Annotated in this window: 11 protein-coding genes; 5 read left to right on the top strand and 6 right to left on the bottom strand. The window is 52.8% G+C overall.

Translation table 11 applies throughout. The features are described 5' to 3' along the window. Positions 1 to 81: 81 nt before the first annotated feature. Positions 82 to 1,392, bottom strand: coding sequence for a DUF5690 family protein (locus FOE74_RS15280; protein ID WP_149099493.1), 1,311 nt, complete (start codon positions 1,390 to 1,392; stop codon positions 82 to 84). A gap of 700 nt (positions 1,393 to 2,092) precedes the next feature. Here FOE74_RS15280 and FOE74_RS21275 point away from each other — a divergent pair. The 3 genes from FOE74_RS21275 (at position 2,093) to FOE74_RS15270 (ending at position 4,347) form a co-directional block, all read left to right on the top strand. Next, complete coding sequence (locus FOE74_RS21275) at positions 2,093 to 2,230, top strand: hypothetical protein (RefSeq protein WP_188686823.1); 138 nt, start codon at positions 2,093 to 2,095, stop codon at positions 2,228 to 2,230. A 157-nt stretch (positions 2,231 to 2,387) separates the two neighbouring features. Continuing rightward, complete coding sequence (locus tag FOE74_RS15275) at positions 2,388 to 3,182, top strand: sulfite exporter TauE/SafE family protein (protein ID WP_149099492.1); 795 nt, start codon at positions 2,388 to 2,390, stop codon at positions 3,180 to 3,182. Positions 3,183 to 3,726: 544 nt separating this feature from the next. Further along, complete coding sequence (locus FOE74_RS15270) at positions 3,727 to 4,347, top strand: TlpA family protein disulfide reductase (RefSeq protein WP_149099491.1); 621 nt, start codon at positions 3,727 to 3,729, stop codon at positions 4,345 to 4,347. 458 nt (positions 4,348 to 4,805) lie between these two features. On the opposite strand, the gene FOE74_RS15265 is transcribed toward FOE74_RS15270, so the two are convergent. After that, positions 4,806 to 5,792: a CgeB family protein gene (locus FOE74_RS15265; protein ID WP_149099490.1), complete on the bottom strand. Its 987-nt coding sequence runs from the start codon at positions 5,790 to 5,792 to the stop codon at positions 4,806 to 4,808. Between the two features lie 824 nt (positions 5,793 to 6,616). Between FOE74_RS15265 and FOE74_RS15260 the strand changes: the two genes are divergently transcribed. Together FOE74_RS15260 and FOE74_RS15255 are read left to right on the top strand one after the other, a co-directional pair. Next, a complete protein-coding gene (locus FOE74_RS15260; RefSeq protein WP_149099489.1) occupies positions 6,617 to 9,289 on the top strand; it encodes a glycoside hydrolase family 2 protein in 2,673 nt (890 codons plus the stop codon). A 94-nt stretch (positions 9,290 to 9,383) separates the two neighbouring features. Further along, entirely contained in the window at positions 9,384 to 11,684 is a 2,301-nt protein-coding gene (locus FOE74_RS15255; protein WP_149099488.1) for a GH92 family glycosyl hydrolase, read from the top strand. Positions 11,685 to 12,403: 719 nt separating this feature from the next. On the opposite strand, the gene FOE74_RS15250 is transcribed toward FOE74_RS15255, so the two are convergent. The 4 genes from FOE74_RS15250 to FOE74_RS15235 form a co-directional block, all read right to left on the bottom strand. Then, on the bottom strand, positions 12,404 to 14,713 hold the full coding sequence (locus tag FOE74_RS15250; RefSeq protein WP_149099487.1) for a family 20 glycosylhydrolase: 2,310 nt from the start codon (positions 14,711 to 14,713) through the stop codon (positions 12,404 to 12,406). A 120-nt stretch (positions 14,714 to 14,833) separates the two neighbouring features. Beyond that, positions 14,834 to 16,687, bottom strand: coding sequence for an alpha-L-fucosidase (locus tag FOE74_RS15245; protein WP_149099486.1), 1,854 nt, complete (start codon positions 16,685 to 16,687; stop codon positions 14,834 to 14,836). Between the two features lie 30 nt (positions 16,688 to 16,717). After that, positions 16,718 to 17,515, bottom strand: coding sequence for a copper homeostasis protein CutC (locus tag FOE74_RS15240; protein WP_149099485.1), 798 nt, complete (start codon positions 17,513 to 17,515; stop codon positions 16,718 to 16,720). Further along, the gene (locus FOE74_RS15235) at positions 17,496 to 18,473 is read right to left on the bottom strand and encodes an isoaspartyl peptidase/L-asparaginase family protein (RefSeq protein WP_149099484.1); all 978 of its coding nucleotides are present in this window, start codon (positions 18,471 to 18,473) and stop codon (positions 17,496 to 17,498) included. Before FOE74_RS15235 ends, FOE74_RS15240 begins: the two co-directional genes overlap by 20 nt. Positions 18,474 to 18,692: the final 219 nt, after the last annotated feature.

The raw sequence follows: 18,692 nt of genomic DNA, 5'->3' as shown, positions 1-18,692 counted from the left end.
TAAAGTTGCAGATTCCTTTCCTTTATAATCTCTGCCCTTCTTTGAAGGTAAAACCTAAAAAGAAAGCTAAAATCCCTAAATCTATCTAATAGAAGAAGCAGCTTGCATAGCAGGAATTACCCTTTTAGCCTTAAACTTTTGGTACTTCCTCCCGAAATACACCATAGAGAAAGCGGTTAACAAAACACCTAGCGCGGATAGGGCTATCACACTGTTAGAAAAGAACGTGACCCAGTTCAACTGAACCTTGAAAATCTCTTTGCTCAGCAATACCCCTACACTGCCCACATACCCAAACGAATCTGCCAGGTAAATCAGGAAGCCCACGTTTCCGGTATACTTGAAGGTGGAAATCAGCCGGTCAAAGAAAACGGCATTGAAGGGAATGTACACCATGTACAAACCCAACCCGACCAGCATCATCCACCAGGCGGGCGCCAGGAATTTAGCCGAGAAAAGTAGAGTACTGCCCCCGGCCAGGACAAACCCTAACAGAATGAAAACATGGGCGGTCTGCAGGGCTTTATGGTTGTTCCTGATGAATACCATGCTGCCAATCAACACCAGAATAATAAGGGTAATGGGGGTTTCAGTTTTTGCGAAAATAGCGGGTTGGTTCACATACCCCAGCTCTTTCCACATCTCTGCCCCGAAGTTATCTCTGATATCCCGGAAGATGGTCGCAAAAGAATAAATCAGGACGCAGATGGCAATGCCAACTGAAAACTCCCTGATAAATCTTTGCCGGTCTTCCTGGGTCATGGCCGTCCGTTCAGCCCTGAGTTGGATGTCTTCCTTACTGGGTGCTGGAATCTTCTCCATCAGGTAAACGAAAAGCACCAGGGGCGGCACAAACACCAGACCAGTGCAGAAGGGCATCCAGAATTCTGACACCCCAAACTGCACCATCAGCCAAGCCCCCACGGATTTGACAAACCCAGAGGCGAAGATGAAACTCACCGCCAGCGTGGCTCCAATAAAATCAGTGCTCCGCCGGCCCTCCACGTAGGAGAAAACCACGCCCCAGAGCATGCCCAAGGGAAACCCGTTTATAAAAAGGAAGACGATGTTATACGGCAAGGGCACCAGCGCGAAAAACAGCCAGCTTACCCAGGAAATCCCCGTCAAGAGGAGAATCACGGTTCCTCTGCCCGTACGCTTAAGCTCAGAGATGTACTTGATACCGTAAAATTTCGCCAGCAGGTACCCCAACATCTGACTGATCACCAGCACCGTCTTGTAACTATACCCTGCTATTTCAAGCCCATCAAACGTAGCCACTGTAAACGACTTCCTGAAGCCAAAAATCATGATGTAAGTAAGAAAAACCACCACCGCGGCATATATCCCTACCTTTATCTGGCTTCTGGTCATTTCAGTTCTCTCAGTCATAGTACTTACTTTGGTTCTTAGGTTTGAAATTTTTCTTTTGCTCTGGGAATGTAGGTAATAGCGGTGGAAGTTGGATAAGGACCTAAGGGATTTGTTCTAATTTTCTTTGAAAAAGCCCTTTACCGGGTAGTTTCAGAAAGTAGCCTCTCTTCTGAAATCTTTCATTTGCTTAGTCCAATGCCAGAGCCAACATCTAGAATTTGATTTCTTGAAATCAATCTCCTGAAAAGCCTCGGGGAAAACCTGAAACGCTTATTTCATGCACCTCTCTCTGTTTCCTTAAGCCTGCCTCCCTCCTACTCCTGAGCATCAAAATTGCCTACGTCTCAAGAGGGAACCTAAAGACCAATTCCCGGCAAATGCAGCAGGAATTGGTTATAAGAAAATGAAGTAGGTTTCCCTTGTAGGAGACTCTCCCAGGCAGTGATTACCCCAGAGCCTCGGTTTATTCCAGTTTTGGCTTCTGTTAAATCCGGAGGAACTGTTACTTTTGGGGTCAAGGCTGGAGAGCGGGCGAATTTCCAATTAAAGTACAGTTCTTAAGGTTTTAAATAGGTCAGCATGCACCTACTACTGGAAGACCTACAACAGGAAATGGCCTGTTTACAATAGGAAAAAGTAAGAAAGAGGCCGTGTTCTAGGAAGGAAATTATCACAGCGTCCCCTTGCGTACCCAGGTCAAAAACTAAACCTTTAAAAATTGAGCCAAGTGCAAGATGTATCCTTTGGGCTGATGTTTTTCCTGAAGCGTCACCAGGAAATGATGGATCAGGAAGTACACCTTTCGCACCAACAGATAGCGCATGAACCCAACAGCTCCCAGAAAGTGATCTCGTGACTGCTGAAAAAACTGGAACAGACCAGGGCATCCTACTAAACCGTAACTTTATAGAAACCAACCATCTTGACCTATTCTAAATGTGTGACTATAGTCACTGTGCCCCGAAGCCCCTTGTCTTACCTTTGCATTGTTCCATCATAAGGCAATACCAGAAATGGAGATACTAGGGTATGCGGCGGCTTTATTTATCGGGATTTCTTTAGGCCTGACCGGAAGCGGTGGCTCTATTCTAACGGTCCCTATTCTGGTGTACCTCATTGGTTTAACGCCCGTCACGGCCACCGCCTATTCCCTGTTTGTGGTAGGCGCCACCAGTTTGGTGGGCAGTTTCAAGATGTACCGCAGAAACCTGGTGCGCTTTGATACGGCCTTAGTATTTGGGATCCCGTCTCTAGTGACGGTACTCTTCACGCGCGCTTTCCTCATACCTGCCATTCCTGACATTCTCTTTTCCTTAGGCTCTTTACTGGTGACCAAAGACATGTTGCTCATGCTGTTGTTTGCTTTGTTGATGGTAGCTGCCTCCTATAGCATGATTCACCAGAAAAGGAGGATCAAGCCCACACCCCAGAGGGCCAGCATTCAGTATGGATCTGTTATTGGCCAGGGTATGCTGGTGGGCCTGATCTCTGGCCTGGTGGGTGCCGGGGGAGGTTTTTTGATCATTCCGGCCTTGGTGCTGTTGACTGGACTGGATATGAAGGTGGCAGTGGGCACTTCCCTCTTCATCATCGCGGCCAATTCACTCTTCGGTTTCCTGGGCGATGTCTTGCATTCCTCGATTGACTGGGTTTTCCTGCTGGCTTTTTCCTCTTTATCTGTGGCGGGCATTTTTATTGGCACCGCCCTGAGTACCAGAATCAACGGGGTCAAGCTAAGGAAGGGGTTTGGGTGGTTTATCCTGGCCATGGGCCTTTACATCCTGCTCAAAGAGATCTTCCTGAGGTAAGAAATTAGCGTTACACTTCTTGAATGGCACTAACCTGACTTGCCCATTTCAGAAGCAGTGACCGGAGAAAAAGCACTTCCGCCCGCAGAGATATTCCTCTATCCCCAAGCTACCCAACCAAAGAAGGCAACTGGGCCTAGGTAACCAAAGTCACTGGCCAAGCATTTCTTACCCTATTTTTTGCAGGATACTTTTCAATAGACAGAAACCCATTACCATGGTAGCTGAATTAAATTTTAACTGTGGGCTGCCGAAAAGTGGGTACTTTGCAAAAAACAAGGAGGAAACCTTAGCTTTGGTTTTCTCTGCTAAGTTATAGCCAAATGAGAAGTAGGCTTCAGGTGACCAGATGAGCACCCACCTTAACGCAGAAACCGCTTAAGACTTTAACTCTAGTCTAATGGATTCTAAATTTACCAGGTGTGTTTTCCACTGAGCAGGGAACCTTAAATTGGCTGTTTCTTCTGATTTTATAGTATTCGGCTTGATCAACTATGCGTTTTGGAACCTGATGCCGTTTTACTTTTGACCTACTTTTGTAAAAATGAACCAGAAAACAACCAGAGACGGCTTCTCCTTTCGTGCTATTCCCGGCTGGGTGATCACCTTGGCCCTCTTCGGGGTGTTATATGCCACCGGTCTGCACCCCGAAGCCATTGGGCAGGTACAACGTCTTTTACTCGCCACCGGCCTTAAATCCGCCGAGGTGCCCTCTGCACTTGAACTTCCTGAAACTCCGGCTTCGGCGGCTATGGCGGGGGCAGGTTTTCATATGAGAGATTTAGAAGGGAAAGTGGTCGCTTTTGAATCACTCAAAGGAAAGGTCATCTTCCTAAACATCTGGGCCACCTGGTGCCCGCCGTGCATTGCCGAAATGCCCAACATCCAGCGTCTCTACGAGAAAGTGGGCTCTGACAAGATTGCATTTGTCATGCTCTCAGTGGACCAGAAAGGCATAGACAAGGTAAAGAAATTCATCACCAGGAAAGGCTATACATTCCCAGTGTACATGCCTGCTAGCCAGTTGCCTGAGGAATTCAGTAGTCCTGCCATTCCTACTACTTACATTATTTCACCGGCAGGCCAAATTGTGGCCCAGCAGAAGGGCATGGCGGAATATGACACACCAGAAGTGCGTGAATTTCTGGAGAAAATGGCCCAGTAACAAGTCCTATACTTCTAAGCCGCAGCACTTGCTAAGGCACCTTTACCAGCCCGGCAGCGGAAGCGCCTGTAGCCGTTAACGCGTAGAACTACAAACCTATCCGCCTTCAGGAAGTACTTTAACAGGAAAAGTGTAGTATTGCCCAAGCCATTCAGGAAGGAAAAGGAAATATATTAATCGAAAGGTTGCTCCTGCTTCTCTGGCATGAACAGGTACCCCTTGGGTAAATAATAAGCGTATAAAACACTGGTAGGTTCTTCATGAGGGTAAAAACACTTTCTAGCCTACTGCTTTGAAAGCCGGGGAAAATAATAAGTAATATTCAGGAAACCAGAATACCCTTCGCAGGACACGTTTTCATTTGCCTCTTTTTTGACTAACCCGTTTTTGGCTTCCTTCTTAAAAAGAGGCAAAAAATGAAGGCCTCACATGAAAACAGCAGTGAAGCATCAATGGCCTTATTCAGCCTGGGCAAAAAACAGGTTGTCTAACCACTTATCAATGGAATAGTCCTTTTTGCTGAAGCTCTCTTCCTGGGCCACGTATTCAGGCAGCGACAGGTCAGAGGCGTTGTAGATCACTACCTGGCGAGGGTCAAAACCGGGTTCTTGGGTTACGTAGGTGTTGTTGGTCAATACCCGCTTGCCGCTTCCCAGCGCATCAATCACCCGCATGGTAATGCCGGTTTGGGCCGTAGAGGAAAAGTCCACCACAGATTTTGACCGGCAGAACAAGGAGAAGTACTCCCAGCGGTTCAACCGCCTAAAGGAGACGTGCCTGAACTCTACTCCTTTGCCCCTAAACCTGTCTTTCAGGTACTTGAACCAGTTCACGTAGATGTGCGTGTGTACCCGATAGCCCCTTTGGGAGGTGAATTCCAGAAACCGCTTCAAAAACTCATACTTCTCCTCGGTAAGGTTAGAGCAGAAAATGAAATCGTACATCGGAGGTCCGCCTTTGGCCTTGGCATATTCATCGGTATGGAACGTGGGGGCATACGGGATGCGCAGTTGAGCCGCATCTTGGTAGTCAAAGGTGAGGGTTCTGTCAAAATAAGGCAATAAATACCGGTAGTCCGCATCCCAGGCCTTGTAAGAATCCCACTGGTAGAGGATTGTCTGGACCTGGGGGTTCCTTTCTTTTAGCTCCTCCACAAACCAGCCCTGCATTTTGTACCCCCTGATCACGATCAAATAATCAAAGGTTTGTTGGGCCGTTTCCTTGAGAATCTTCCGGTAGTGGGCATCTTGCCATTCATCCAGCCGGTGCGGAAAGAAATTAGCGACCAATACGTGCTGAAGAGTGGTATTCCGTTCATAGTAAAAGGTCACCTCAGCACCGCAGGATTCTATTTTCTCCCGAACAGCCTCCCCGTAATGGTAAAATTTGCAGGAAATAAATAAAACTTTTTTTCCGGCAAGCTTCTGTTTTACTCTCTCAATCATCTAAAATCTTTCTAAAGGAACCTTCATTCCTAAAAAGAGGCGTACTGACCCTGCTTTTGAGGGAGAAAACCTGGTCCGCATCCCTTTTCAACTACTCTGGCCAAAGGTTCTTTTTACCAACTACCCTGCTTCTCCAATCAGGTAAGCCCACAACCAAGGAAATGGACTCTTTACCAAGGTTTTCAGGCCTGTACCTTTATAAATATAAGCAATAACTAAAATTCTATCATTTTTTTAATCCATCCGCAAATTCACCTACTCTACCCGAATTGGTTTATCCTAAGAAGAGGCGCTCTTTTACCAAAAGGGCTCTGTCGTCTCCTACACCTTTCTTCCTTATCCTTACCGGGTTTTCCGCTTCTTTTTTGGGAAACCCTTAAAACCAGAGTTCCTCTCCTCCCAGTCACCTTCCATAGGAACTCTGGAAGGTGACTGAATCTGGTACAGCAGAATAAGAATCAACCATGCCGGTTCGAGAATTGAAAAGCATGTGGTTTTAGAAAAACGCCCTTGAAATGCTTTGGGAGGAAAGGTTAAGTTCCGGTGGAAAGGCGGTTGGGAAGGGCTATGACCGGAGCCTCTTATATTGCTATTCCCGCCGGCAGAAAATGGCAGCCAAGTCTTAAATTCTGATGGATGTTGTGGTTTTGCGTTAAGGTACACACTGCCTGGTACCGCCATCTTTTAAATATTTCAGGAATCTAATACAAATTGGCCCTTTCCTTTTTTAACCAGCAGAAAGAGTCCTATATTTCCCCTTCTTTAGCCTCTTGATGAAGTGTTGGTTTCACCCTTCTGCCAGCGGCAAAACCTATCAGCATAATATGAAATTAAAACTCTTCCCGCTCCTTTTCCTCCTCGTTGCCGGTGTCCTCTGTTCTCCCGCCTTCGGCCAATCAAAGTACGAGCTGAACTCCGGTTGGAAATGCCAGCCCATTGCCAAGGTAACGGACAACGGGCAAGCCATCTCGCTCCCCTCCTACTCCACGGCCAATTGGGCTTCTGCGGTAGTGCCCGGAACGGTGTTGACTACCCAACTGGTGAACAAGCAGATCCCGGACCCGTTCTATGGCATGAACAATGAGAAAATCCCGGATATCTACACCACCGGCCGCGACTATTACACCTACTGGTTTACGAAGGATTTCACAGAAACAGCCCCGAAAAAGGACGAGCAGGTTTGGTTGCACCTGCGCGGGGTCAATTACAGCTGTGAGGTGTTTCTGAACGGGCAGAAGCTGAACCAGGAAACCCACCACGGCATGTTCCTGCGCCAGAGCTATAACATCACCGCCCACTTGGGAAAAGACGGCCAAAACCGATTGGCCATTGTGGTGTACCCGCCAGATCCGGTAGGCAAGCCAAACGGCGGTCAGGGCGGCGACGGGACCATCGCCAAAAACGTGACGCACCAATACGTGGCCGGCTGGGACTGGATCCAACCCATCAGAGACCGCAACACCGGTATCTGGGACAAGGTCATCCTTGAGAAAACCCAGCAGATCAACCTGAAGAACCCGCACGTGGTTACCCTGGTGCCCGGCAAGCGGAAACCCGATGGCCCCCAGCAGCCGGCTATCATTAAAGTGTCCGCGGAACTGGAGAACCCCACGGATAAAAAAGTGAGCGGGGTATTGCAGTATGTGCTGGCGGGGCAGATGATTTCCCAGAAAGTGACCCTTCCGGCCCGGGCCACCCAGAAAATCCAGCTCAAAGACCTGTCCCTCCAGAACCCCAAGCTGTGGTGGCCCAACATGTACGGCCAGCAGCACCTCTACCCCATGAAACTACAGTTCCTGGTAAACGGGAAAACCCTTTCTGATGAGGAAGACGTGCAGGTGGGCGTGCGCGAGATCCAAACCGAATGGAACGACCACACCCGCAGCATGCAGATCCACGTGAACGGCCAGAAGATCTTCATCAAAGGAGCCAACTGGATCATCTCCGATGCCATGCTCAGATTTACCCCCGCCCGGTATGATGCCGAGCTGCGTTACCACCGCGACATGAACCTGAACCTGATGCGGGTGTGGGGTGGTGCCTTGGTGGAGCGGCCCGAGTTCTTCGAGGCTTGTGACAAATATGGTCTGCTGGTGATCCAGGACTTCTGGATCACGGCTGATGCGAACGGCCGCTGGGTAGACCCCCTGAAGAAAGACGACCAACTGACCCGCCGCAAATACCCGGACGACCACAGCCTGTTCCTGCGCTCCGCCGCTGACCAGGTGAAAATGATCCGCAATTACCCCTCGCTGGCCATGTGGTGCGGCGGCAACGAGATCACCCCGCCGCAAGACCTTCTCACGGCCTTGGAAGACTCCATCCTTCCCCAACTGGACGGCACCCGCTGGTTTATCCCCTACTCCAACGCTGATAGCATGTCGTTCAACTCCATTGGCGGCGGTGGCGACGGCCCGTATACCATCCAGCCCATCAGCCAATTCTGGGCGTACCGCACCTGGCCCTTCAACACAGAGGTAGGCTCGGTGGGCGTGGGCGATCTGGAGTCGTTGGAGCGTTTTCTGCCGAAGGCCAACCTGGTGGCCCCGCAGTTCCTGGGCGCAAACAGCAAGCCCACAGAGAAAGTGGACTCCATGTGGACTTACCATACCTACACCGGCGTTGGGTATGAGCACCATATTCTGCCGTACGGTGCCCCCAAAGACATCAAAGATTTCACCCGCAAGGCGCAGCTGGTGAACTATGACCAGTACCGCGCTCTAATGGAGGGCTTCTCCTCGCACATGTGGGACTGGTACACCGGCACCATCATCTGGAAAACCCAGAACCCCTGGACTTCCATGCGCGGCCAGTTGTACGACTATTACCTGGACCCCAATGCCGGTCTCTTCGGGCTGCGCAACGGCAGCGAACCCCTGCACGTGATGTTTGACCCGGTAGACAGCATGGTGATGGCCGTGAACAACGGCTTTGAGATCAAGCGCGACCTGATGCTGGTGGTAACAGGCTATGACATGGCCGGCAAAAGCACTTCGCTGGGGCAACTGGTGGTAGAGGTAAGCCCCTCTACGGCCAAGAAATATTTCCCCATCAAAGGAGCCCTCAGAAGACTGGGCAAAGAGAAGGGCGCGTTCCTGTCTCTCCGGCTCCTGGACTTCAACCAGAACGTGGTGAGCAACAACTTCTATTGGCTGCCCAATGCCAAAGGCCAGTACACCGGCCTGCAGGAACTGGCCAAGGCGCCGGTACAGGTAGAGGCCAAAGAACTAAGCAAAGGCAAGGTGGAAGTCACGCTTCGTAACCCCGCCAACAACCCGGTGGCCTTCTTCAACCGGGTTTCCCTTATCAACCCGCAAACGAACCTGCGTCTGTTGCCAGTATTCAACAGTGACAATTATATCTCGGTACCACCCGGCGAGCACCAGACCATCACCCTGGAATACACCCCGGAGGCGGGTTCCCCCGCGCCCGCCATCACCGTGGAAGGCTGGAACGTAGACCTGAAGACCTACCCCATCAAGCCTTTGGTCCCATAATCACAAAATCAGACCTGAAACCCTTCACTCCTTCTCCTGCCCCTCTTAGGCCACTTGGCCACGGAGGGCAGGGTAATTTTAAAGAATCGACCACATGCATCTCAAAGCTTTTCTAAAACGCCACTCCCTGCTGCTGCTCCTGGGCTTCCCCTTGGCCTGCTCCCAGATAAACCAGCAGCAAAGCAACTCCCCGCAGGCGGGTAGCCTGACTCAATTGGTAGATCCTTACATTGGTACCAGCTTCCACGGGCACGTGTTTATGGGCGCCAATGTGCCGTTTGGGGCGGTGCAGTTGGGGCCAACCAACATGTCACAGGGCTGGGACTGGTGCTCTGGGTACCACTACTCAGACTCCACCATCGTGGGCTTCGCCCATACACACCTCAGCGGCACGGGAATAGGCGACTTGGGTGATATTCTGGTCATGCCTACCACCGGTGACGTACAGTTGGTGCGGGGAAGCATCAAAAACCCGAATAGCGGGTACTACTCGCTTTTCTCGCACGAAGAGGAAAAGACGCGCCCCGGGTATTACGCGGTGCGGCTGAAACGCTACAACATTCAGGCGGAACTCACCACCACCCAGCGGGTGGGATTCCACCAGTACACCTTTCCTAAAGCAGATCAGGCCAGCATCATCATTGACCTGAAAGAAGGCATTGGGTGGGACTCTCCCACGGAGACTTTCATTGAGCAAGTGAACGACACCACCCTGGCCGGCTACCGGTTCTCAAAGGGCTGGGCGAACGACCAACGGGTGTATTTCACTGCCGTTTTCTCTAAACCCATTCAAAAGTTCGAGAGCTTCCAGGTACATGACACCGCCGCCACCTCTCCCAAGCCCGCCTCCAAAGGTACGCGCATCAAAGGTGTGGCGCGGTTCAAGACCAAACCCGGCGAGAAAGTGAAACTGAAGGTAGGCCTGTCGCCGGTGAGCACGCAGAACGCGCTGGCCAACATCCAGGCGGAACTCCCGCATTGGGACTTTAACCGGGTAGTGCGCGAAGCAGATGCCTCCTGGAACCAGGAACTGCAGAAGATCCGGGTGGAAACGACTGACTCGGCCCAGCTGCGCACGTTCTACACGGCCCTCTACCACACCATGATTGCGCCGTCTATCTTCAATGACCACAACGGCGACTACCGCGGCACCGACAAGAAAGTGTACCCCAAGGCCTCTTTCACCAACCTCACCACCTTCTCGCTCTGGGACACCTACCGGGCCACCCACCCGTTGTACACGCTGTTGCAGGCCAACCGCGTCAATGACATGGTCAATTCCATGCTGGCTATCTACCAGCAGCAAGGCAAGCTGCCCGTGTGGCACCTCATGGGCAACGAGACCAACACCATGGTCGGCTACCCCGCTCTTCCCGTGGTGGCCGACGCCATTATGAAAGGCTTTGACGGCTTTGACAAAAACCTGGCCTATGAGGCCATGAAAGCCACGGCCATGGGCAACGAGTTCGGGCTTACCTGGGTGAAGAAACAAGGGTTTATCCCGGCGGAGGAAGAGGTGGAAAGCGTGGCCAAAGGCCTGGAATACGCCATCAGTGACTGGTGCGTGGCCTTGGTAGCCAAGCACCTGGGCAAAGAGGAAGATTACCGCTACTTCAGCCAGCGCGGCAAGAACTACCAGCATTACTTTGACAAGGAAACCCGGTTCATGCGGGGCCGCGTTTCCCTAACCAAATGGCGCACCCCGTTTGACCCGTTCAAATCGGAACACCGCAAAGATGATTACGCCGAGGGCAATGCCTGGCAGTACACCTGGCTTGTGCCCCAGGACGTGGAGGGATTGGTAGCGCTCATGGGTGGCGAGAAAGCCTTCGCCCTCAAGCTGGATTCTCTGTTTGTGGCCGAAGGTGACATGGGCGCGGAAGCCTCCAATGACATCACCGGCCTCATTGGGCAGTACGCCCACGGCAACGAGCCCAGCCACCACATCACCTATCTCTACCCTTACGTGGGCCAACCCTGGAAAACGGCCCAGAAGGTACGCCACATCCTCCAGCACATGTACACCGACAAACCAGACGGCATCATTGGAAACGAGGATGTGGGCCAGATGTCTTCCTGGTACATTTTCTCTACCCTGGGCTTCTACCCGGTGAACCCGGCCAACGGCGCCTATGTGTTTGGTAGCCCGGCGGTGAAACAGGCCACCCTCACCCTGCCTTCCGGAAAAGTGCTGGAAATCTCAGCCCCGAAGAACAGCCCCCAGAACATCTACATCCAGGGCATCACCTTCAACGGGAAGCCGTACACCAAATCATATATCCTGCACAAAGACCTGATCAACGGCGGCAAGTTGGAGTTTGAGATGGGCAGCACCCCGCACCCTACCTGGGGCGTTGCCAAGCAAGCCTGGCCTCAGTCTGTTCCTGCTCAATAAGGAAAGAGATTAAGAGCGATTTCCAATTTTGGGGAAAGCGCTTTTAAGTCTGCTGATTTTAAAAAAACCTGCTCCGTTTATGACCTGTTTATCTTGAAACCGGTTATAAACGGAGCAGGTTTTTTTATAGGTTCATTCGGTGATAAGGCTTTTTCTTTCTTACATGCTCTTTCGGGATAATACCTCCGAACAGCCTGCCTTCTTGCACGTGATAAGCTACGCATTCCGTCACCCTTTGAAAAGGGGGTATTTGAAAAGGGGGTAGGAGATGATAAAGGCCGTTGAAGAACCATTCCCCTCCCCTAAACGCAAGGGCAACCACAAGGGATTGCCCCTTCCAAACTCATTAACGGTATAACTTTAAAAAGTAACGGAAGTAAATCCGCGCCATAGAAGTTTAAGGAAAGGTGGGATGTTTTCTCTTGCTGATCTTGGCCAACAAGGGGTACTGGTAGGGGCAATCCCTTGTGGTTGCCCTTGCTCCGTTACGAAAGCTACCGGTTCCTCGGCTGCCCTGGTCATCCCCCTACCCCCTTCAAAGGGGGACGGAATTCGTAAAAAACAGAACATGGTTTAAAACATATAAGGGCGGGTACAAACAGACTCCCTCCAAAACAAAGAACTCCTCCCGGGCTAGCTGCTCAGGAGGAGTTCCTTGTTTTTGGGCTGATTTTAAGAAAAAGGGCGCTAAACGCAGAAAGCTACCATCTCAATCCTGATTAGCGCTTGAGCCAGGTTTGGGGTACTTCCTGGGGTTGGCTGCCGTCTTTGCTGTAGAGGAGTTTCAGGGTGTAGCCGCCGCCGCCTTCAATGAAATCTAGCTGGAAGGGTTGTAAGCCTTTCTCCAAGGCTACCTGTCCGCTTTTTTCCAGGGGGGCATGCAAGCCGTCGTTGTCTACGACCAAACGGTCTGCAATACGGAGGACTCCGCCGTCATCACAGGTGAGGAAGAAGCTGTAGACGCCGCTTTCGGGCACGTCCAGATAGCCTTTGAACTGAATGCCGAAGCTGCCTGATCCCACCTTACGGGGCACCTGTAGTTTCTCTACTTCCAGGGTCTCGGTGGGGGTGGCCTTCTTCATGCCGTTGGTGGTTTTGAAGTTGCCTTTGTAATACACGGCGGTGAGGCCAGATGCAGTTTTACTTACTTTAGCGGGAACGGCCAGCGTCTGCTTCTCATACCGCACGCCATAGGTATCGCCTTTGAGTCCTGCGGGAGTGAAGGCCGCTAACTTGAGGGCAGTCGTTTGGGTGATCTGGAGGGGTTTGTCCAGCAAGGGCGAGGTGGCGCTGGGTTGGCTTCCGTCGGTGGTGTAGCGCACCTGAAGGTCTTCCAGCTGTTTTTGCGGGTGCAGGGTGGCTTTGTCAGTGAAGACGTTCACGTCCAGGAATCCTTCCAGGTCAGGGAGGCGGTAACGCACGTTGAGCGCATCTAGGCGCTTGTAGTGGCTCTTCATGCGGTTCAGGTAGCTGGTATAATTCCGGTCTTTAGACCACACCACTTCGGCTAAGGCCGTCATGCGGGGCATGTACATGTATTCGGCGCGGGCTTCAGACGGAATGTATTCGGTCCAGATGTTGGCTTGGGCACCCAGGATGGATTTTGCCTCGTTAGCGTTCAGGCCTTTGGGCACCACCTCAAACTGGTATACGTTCCGGAGGGAATTCTTGTCGGGCAGGGCATCAAAGTACAGGGGGCTGTTAGGGGTCATGACCACTTGGTTGCCGTTTTTGGCGGCCATCAAAGGAGCCTTGGGCACCCAGGTGCGCCAGAACATAACCACCGCCTTGGAATCAATGCCACCGTCCAGCACCTCGTCCCAGCCAATCAGCTTCTTGCCTTTTGATTCAAAGAACCGCTGCATCCGGTGCACGAAATAGCTTTGCAGTTCCTCCACGTTTTTGAGGCCTTCGCGCTTCATGAGTTCCTGGCAGCCCGGTGATTTAGCCCAGGTGGTTTTCTCCACTTCATCCGCCCCCAGGTGAATGTACTGGCTCGGGAACAGGTCGATGATCTCCTGGAACACGTTTTCAGCAAAGGTATAGGTACTTTCCTCGCAGGGGCAGATGGGCACCGAGAAGGTTTCGCCCCACCCGGCTTCTCCACAGGTCAGGAACGGGTAGGCGTCAATGGCAGCCTTCATATGCCCGGGCATGTCCACTTCCGGGATGATCTCAATGTGGCGGGCCGAGGCATAGGCGATGATGTCGCGCATCTCTGCCTGGGTATAGAACCCACCGTATAGGGTCTGGCCGTTTTTCTGCACGATGTGGCGTTTGTCCAGGGCAAAATCAGGGTTATCCCTGGACATTTTGATCACCGCTGAATCATGGTTGTTGAACGTGCGCCAGGCGCCTTCCTCGGTGAGTTTTGGGTATTTCTTGATCTCAATGCGCCAGCCTTGGTCATCGGTGAGGTGCAGGTGCAGCTTGTTGAATTTGTAGAGGGCCATCAGGTCAATGAACTTCCGGAGGTAATCGGTGGTGAAGAAATGCCGCGACACGTCCAGGTGCATGCCCCGCCACCCGAATGCGGGTTCATCGGTGATCTGCACCGCCGGCAGTACCAGGGCCTGAGCACCGGCAGAAGTCTTGCGCTGCTCTATCGCCACCGGCAGCAATTGCCGGAGGGTCTGCACCGCCCTGAACATGCCGGCTGGCGTTTTAGCCGTTAATTTCACCTGCTGCGGGCTGATTGCAATCTGGTATCCTTCGTCGGCCGTCAGGCTCTTGTCATATTGGAACAGGATCACGTTGGAGGTTCCTTTTTTGGCCTCTTTCAACGGTTTCGCCCCGGTTCCGGCTAGCAGGGCCTGTAGCTGCGCCACTTCGTTCTTGAACAGTTTGCTTTCCTTGGGCACCACCACTTTGGTTTGGGCGGTAATGGTAAAAGAACCCGGTTGGGCTACCACTGAACTGGGATACGGAATAAGGTCAAAGGGTTTCTCTGGCGTTTGGGCCCTCAAGGCCTCAACCGGCCCGGTAAGAAGCACCACCCACAGCAAAAGGGGGAAGAATCGTTTTAGCATGGTTTTTGGAAAATGGGTAAGAATCGTCTTCGCCCCGGCGTTTCCACCGGGGCTAAACGGGATAAAAGGAAATTTAAGTAGATGGAAAACCTCTTCTTCAAGGCTTAAATAGGCCGCTTATCAATTGCTTTCGATGGGTTTGATTTCCTCGCGATGCAGTTCCACGGGTTTGTCCAGGAGCAGCGCAATGACGGTCATTTCCTGGTCTAGCACGGCCTCCGGCACGTTGAGGTAGATGATTCCGGGGATGTCACTCCAGTACTGCTTGTTGAAGATCTCATGGCTGAGCAGCGTGCCCTGCCCCACCACCCTGCTGCGGTGAATCTTGTTCTTGAGGCCTTTAAGAACGATAGGTCCGTTGGGTTTGCCATTCACGAACAGGTACAGCGTTTGGCAGTCTTCCGACAAGGCGGTGGCGCCCGCATAATGCCCGGCTGGCAGCCCGGCGCGGGTCTTGTAAAAAGCCTCGGCATGTTTGCGCACCCAGTCCTCTATGCGTTTATCGGCTATTTTCAGATTTCTCACTTCTGCCCCATCAGGTTGGAGGGCCGTGGCCGCAAACGGATTCCAGCCCTGGCCCACGTTATCAGCGAGTTGCCGGAGGATTCTGTTGACGTCTACCGGGGGGATTTCTTTCTTTGTCTGCAGCGTGGCCAAGGCAATCTTTTCTGGCGCTGGCTCGCCTACTCTAAGCGGCTCGTCAAAAGACAGCGCCACCACGGTCAGGTCTTGGTCATGGCCGCTGGCCGGAACGTTGATAAAGGTGCTGTTACCCTGCTTCTCAAACGGGAGCGGGGTTTTATTCCCCACCAGGGTCACGCTTTTAACATCCGACAGCAGGCCCTTCACCTGGATAGATTCTTGGGGCTGGGTAGGCAGGAACAGGTACAGCTTTTTACGATCCGCAGAGAGCGTGGTGCTGCCGTAGAAATGTCCTTCGGGCAAGCCCGCCACGGTGCCGAAGATGGCTTCCTGGTGCTTGTTCGTCCAGCGGCCCAGCGCCTTCAACAGCGCCACCTGCTCTGCCGGTATGGTACCGTCTGGTTTAGGCCCGATGTCCAGCAGCAGGTTGCCCCCGTTGCCAATGCAGTCCGCGAACGTGCGGATGATCTGGTTCGCGCTCTTGTAGTGGTGGTCATGCGGCGAGTACCCCCAGGAATCATTCATGGTCAGGCACAGCTCCCAGTAGGCATCTTGCGGCCGCACCACAGGCACGCCCTGCTCGGGGGTGGCGTAGTCGCCGTAATGGTTCAGACGAGAATTGATGATCACGTTCTTGTTGTAGCCCAGCAGCATCTCCCGCACTTTCTGGGACTGCCACTGCTCGGCATTGTGTTCCCAATCGCCATCAAACCAGTACAGGTCTGGGTTGTAGCGCTGCGAAAGCTCCTGGAGTTGCCCCTGGTAATAGCCCAGAAACTTCTGCCACCGCTTTGGTTCCTGGGTCAGGTTGTAGCGGGTTCTGGTGCGGGTGAATACGTCATAATCAGGGTAGCTCCAGTCTGGCAGGGAAAAGTAGAAGCCGGTTTTCAGGTTGTTTTTGCGCAAAGCGGCCACAAACGGGGTGAGCACGTCTCTTTTGGCGGGCGTATGCAACTTGGTGTTGAGGCCGCCTTTCTTGCTGTCCCAGAGGGCCACGCCGTCATGGTGTTTGGTGGTGATCACCGCGTACCTGGCCCCGGATTCCTTGATCAGCGCCGCCCATTCCTCGGGCCGGTACTGCGCGGCGGTAAAGCCCGCCAACTGCTTCATGTAGTCTTCATGGCTGATATAGTTGTTGAAAAACGACCATGATTCCGGAATGCCCTGCACGGCGTAAATGCCCCAGTGGATGAAGATGCCCAGCTTAGCATCCCCGAACCATTGCATCTTGGCCTTCCGCTCGGCCTCCGTCTCTTTCTTCGCCTGGGCTACGCCCGATAACTGGGCAAGCACGAAGCAAATCAGAAGTAAATACCTGTATTTGTGCGTCATCTCGTAAAAAATAATCCTGCGCCTTAGATATTAGGTTTGTGAAGGGACAGGGGTACTACATTGGATTTCGTCAAGCGCCGCGCGCACCTGCCTGATCTGGGCTACGTCCGCTACCTGCTGCTCAAACTCAGACAAAGGGCTGTGGCTGGACATGGGCGGATAGTCTTTCCGGAAGACCATCTCGCCTTCCACTACCCGGCGCACCGAGGCATGGATTTCCTTCACCCCGGTGCTGGTCATAATCTCCCGCACGTTGGCGGGGTTCACGCCGCTCCCGGGCATGATGGTTAATTTACCAGCTGCCCTTCGCTGCAGTTCCCGCAGCAAGGGCACGCCCCGCAAGGCGGTGGCCTCTTGCCCAGAGGTAAGCAGCCGGTCTACCTTCAGGGTTAATAGATCATTCAAGGCCGCCAAAGGGTCACGGGTCAGGTCAAAGGCGCGGTGGAAGGTTACGCTGAGCGGGCCGGCGCACTGGATGAGTTCCTCGGTTCCGGCTAGGTCTATGGCTCCTTCTTTCGTCAAAAGACCGATCACCACCCCATCGGCACCCAGGTCGCGGCATACCTGTATATCCCGCTTCATGATCTCCATTTCGGCGGCAGAATACAGGAAATCGCCCCGGCGGGGCCGAATGAGGACATGCAGTGGCAGCCGGATGCTGTCACGCACCAGGCTGATCATGCCGGCACTGGGCGTGGTGCCGCCGCCGGCCAAATAATCACACAGCTCTACCCGCTGGGCCCCGCCCTGCTCCGCCGCCACGGCTGAGGCCACAGAGTCAATGCAGATTTCCAGCGCGAAGGCGGGCTTAGAACTTGCTTTTTCCATCTACCAGCTTTTTCCCTGATTGGTCTTGAATGGCGTAGTTGAAGCCCTTGTGGATGCAGTAGCCACCGTATTCGCCTTTCTTGTTGAGCGCAATGAAGCCCACCTGCAGGTCTTTCACGTCTTTGTGTTTGGAAATGATCCGCTCCACGGCCAGCCGGCAGGCATCTTCCGGCGAATTGCCTTGCCGCATGAGTTCTACCACCAGGTGGCTGCCTACCATCCGAATCACAGCCTCGCCCAGACCCGTGGCCGTGGCCGCCCCTACCTCATTGTCCACGAAGAGCCCCGCTCCAATGATGGGCGAATCCCCTACCCGGCCGTGCATCTTGTAGGCCGCACCGCTGGTAGTACAGGCCCCAGCCAGATCACCGTTGGCGTCCAGGGCCAGCATGCCTATGGTGTCATGGTTCTCTATGTTGATGACCGGCTTGTACTTGGATTCCTTAAGCCAGTTTTTCCAGTCTTTCTCAGAAGCGGGCGTTAACAGGTTCTCTTTCTTGAAGCCTTTAGATAATGCGAATTCATAGGCGCCTTTCCCCACCAGCATCACGTGCGGGGTGTCTTCCATGACTTTTCGGGCCACGGAAATAGGATGCTTGATATGCTGCAGGAACGCCACTGCGCCGCAGTTGCTGTCTTTGTCCATGATGCAGGCATCCAGGGTCACTTTCCCTTCCCGGTCGGGGTAGCCGCCGTAGCCTACCGTCCGCACGTTGGGGTCGGCCTCGGGCACCCGCACCCCGGCCTCCACGGCATCCAGGGCGTTTCCGTTCTTGGAGAGAATTTTCCAGGCGGCCTCATTGGCGGGCATGCCGTGGTCCCAGGTAGAGATCACGATGGGTTTGTTTGTTTTGGCGGCACCCCGTATTCCCCCGAATACTTTTTCCAGGTGGAAGGCTCCACCCAGAAAGGTGGCGCCCAAGGCAGATACCTTGATGAATCTACGTCTACTGCTCATCTGCTGTCTTTATTTAAGTTCTATGTCTGAACTGTCTTTTCAATGGTATGGCAAAACCTTCCATAGCCTTTGAGGCCTGTTTCCTGAAAAACAAGCCCCAAACGCCACTTGGTTCTCTTCCGCTTTTCTGCCGCCTTTGTTGGTGTTTTCACCAACAAACCCAAAGGTAGGGGCTATTCTGCTTGTTGGTGAGAACACCAACAAGGGCGAAGGAATAGT

It is taken from the genome of Rufibacter glacialis (genome assembly GCF_008271745.1).
Lineage (GTDB): Bacteria > Bacteroidota > Bacteroidia > Cytophagales > Hymenobacteraceae > Nibribacter > Nibribacter glacialis.
This window is presented reverse-complemented; position numbering and strand designations above follow the sequence as displayed.

Excerpts from the sequence above, each read along its gene's own strand:
- FOE74_RS15245 (WP_149099486.1), bottom strand. The coding sequence starts at position 16,687 with ATGACGCACAAATACAGGTATTTACTTCTGATTTGCTTCGTGCTTGCC.
- FOE74_RS15265 (WP_149099490.1), bottom strand. The coding sequence starts at position 5,792 with ATGATTGAGAGAGTAAAACAGAAGCTTGCCGGAAAAAAAGTTTTATTT.
- FOE74_RS15235 (WP_149099484.1), bottom strand. The coding sequence starts at position 18,473 with ATGAGCAGTAGACGTAGATTCATCAAGGTATCTGCCTTGGGCGCCACC.
- FOE74_RS15275 (WP_149099492.1), top strand. The coding sequence starts at position 2,388 with ATGGAGATACTAGGGTATGCGGCGGCTTTATTTATCGGGATTTCTTTA.
- FOE74_RS15270 (WP_149099491.1), top strand. The coding sequence starts at position 3,727 with ATGAACCAGAAAACAACCAGAGACGGCTTCTCCTTTCGTGCTATTCCC.
- FOE74_RS15260 (WP_149099489.1), top strand. The coding sequence starts at position 6,617 with ATGAAATTAAAACTCTTCCCGCTCCTTTTCCTCCTCGTTGCCGGTGTC.
- FOE74_RS15255 (WP_149099488.1), top strand. The coding sequence starts at position 9,384 with ATGCATCTCAAAGCTTTTCTAAAACGCCACTCCCTGCTGCTGCTCCTG.
- FOE74_RS15250 (WP_149099487.1), bottom strand. The coding sequence starts at position 14,713 with ATGCTAAAACGATTCTTCCCCCTTTTGCTGTGGGTGGTGCTTCTTACC.
- FOE74_RS15280 (WP_149099493.1), bottom strand. The coding sequence starts at position 1,392 with ATGACTGAGAGAACTGAAATGACCAGAAGCCAGATAAAGGTAGGGATA.
- FOE74_RS15240 (WP_149099485.1), bottom strand. The coding sequence starts at position 17,515 with ATGGAAAAAGCAAGTTCTAAGCCCGCCTTCGCGCTGGAAATCTGCATT.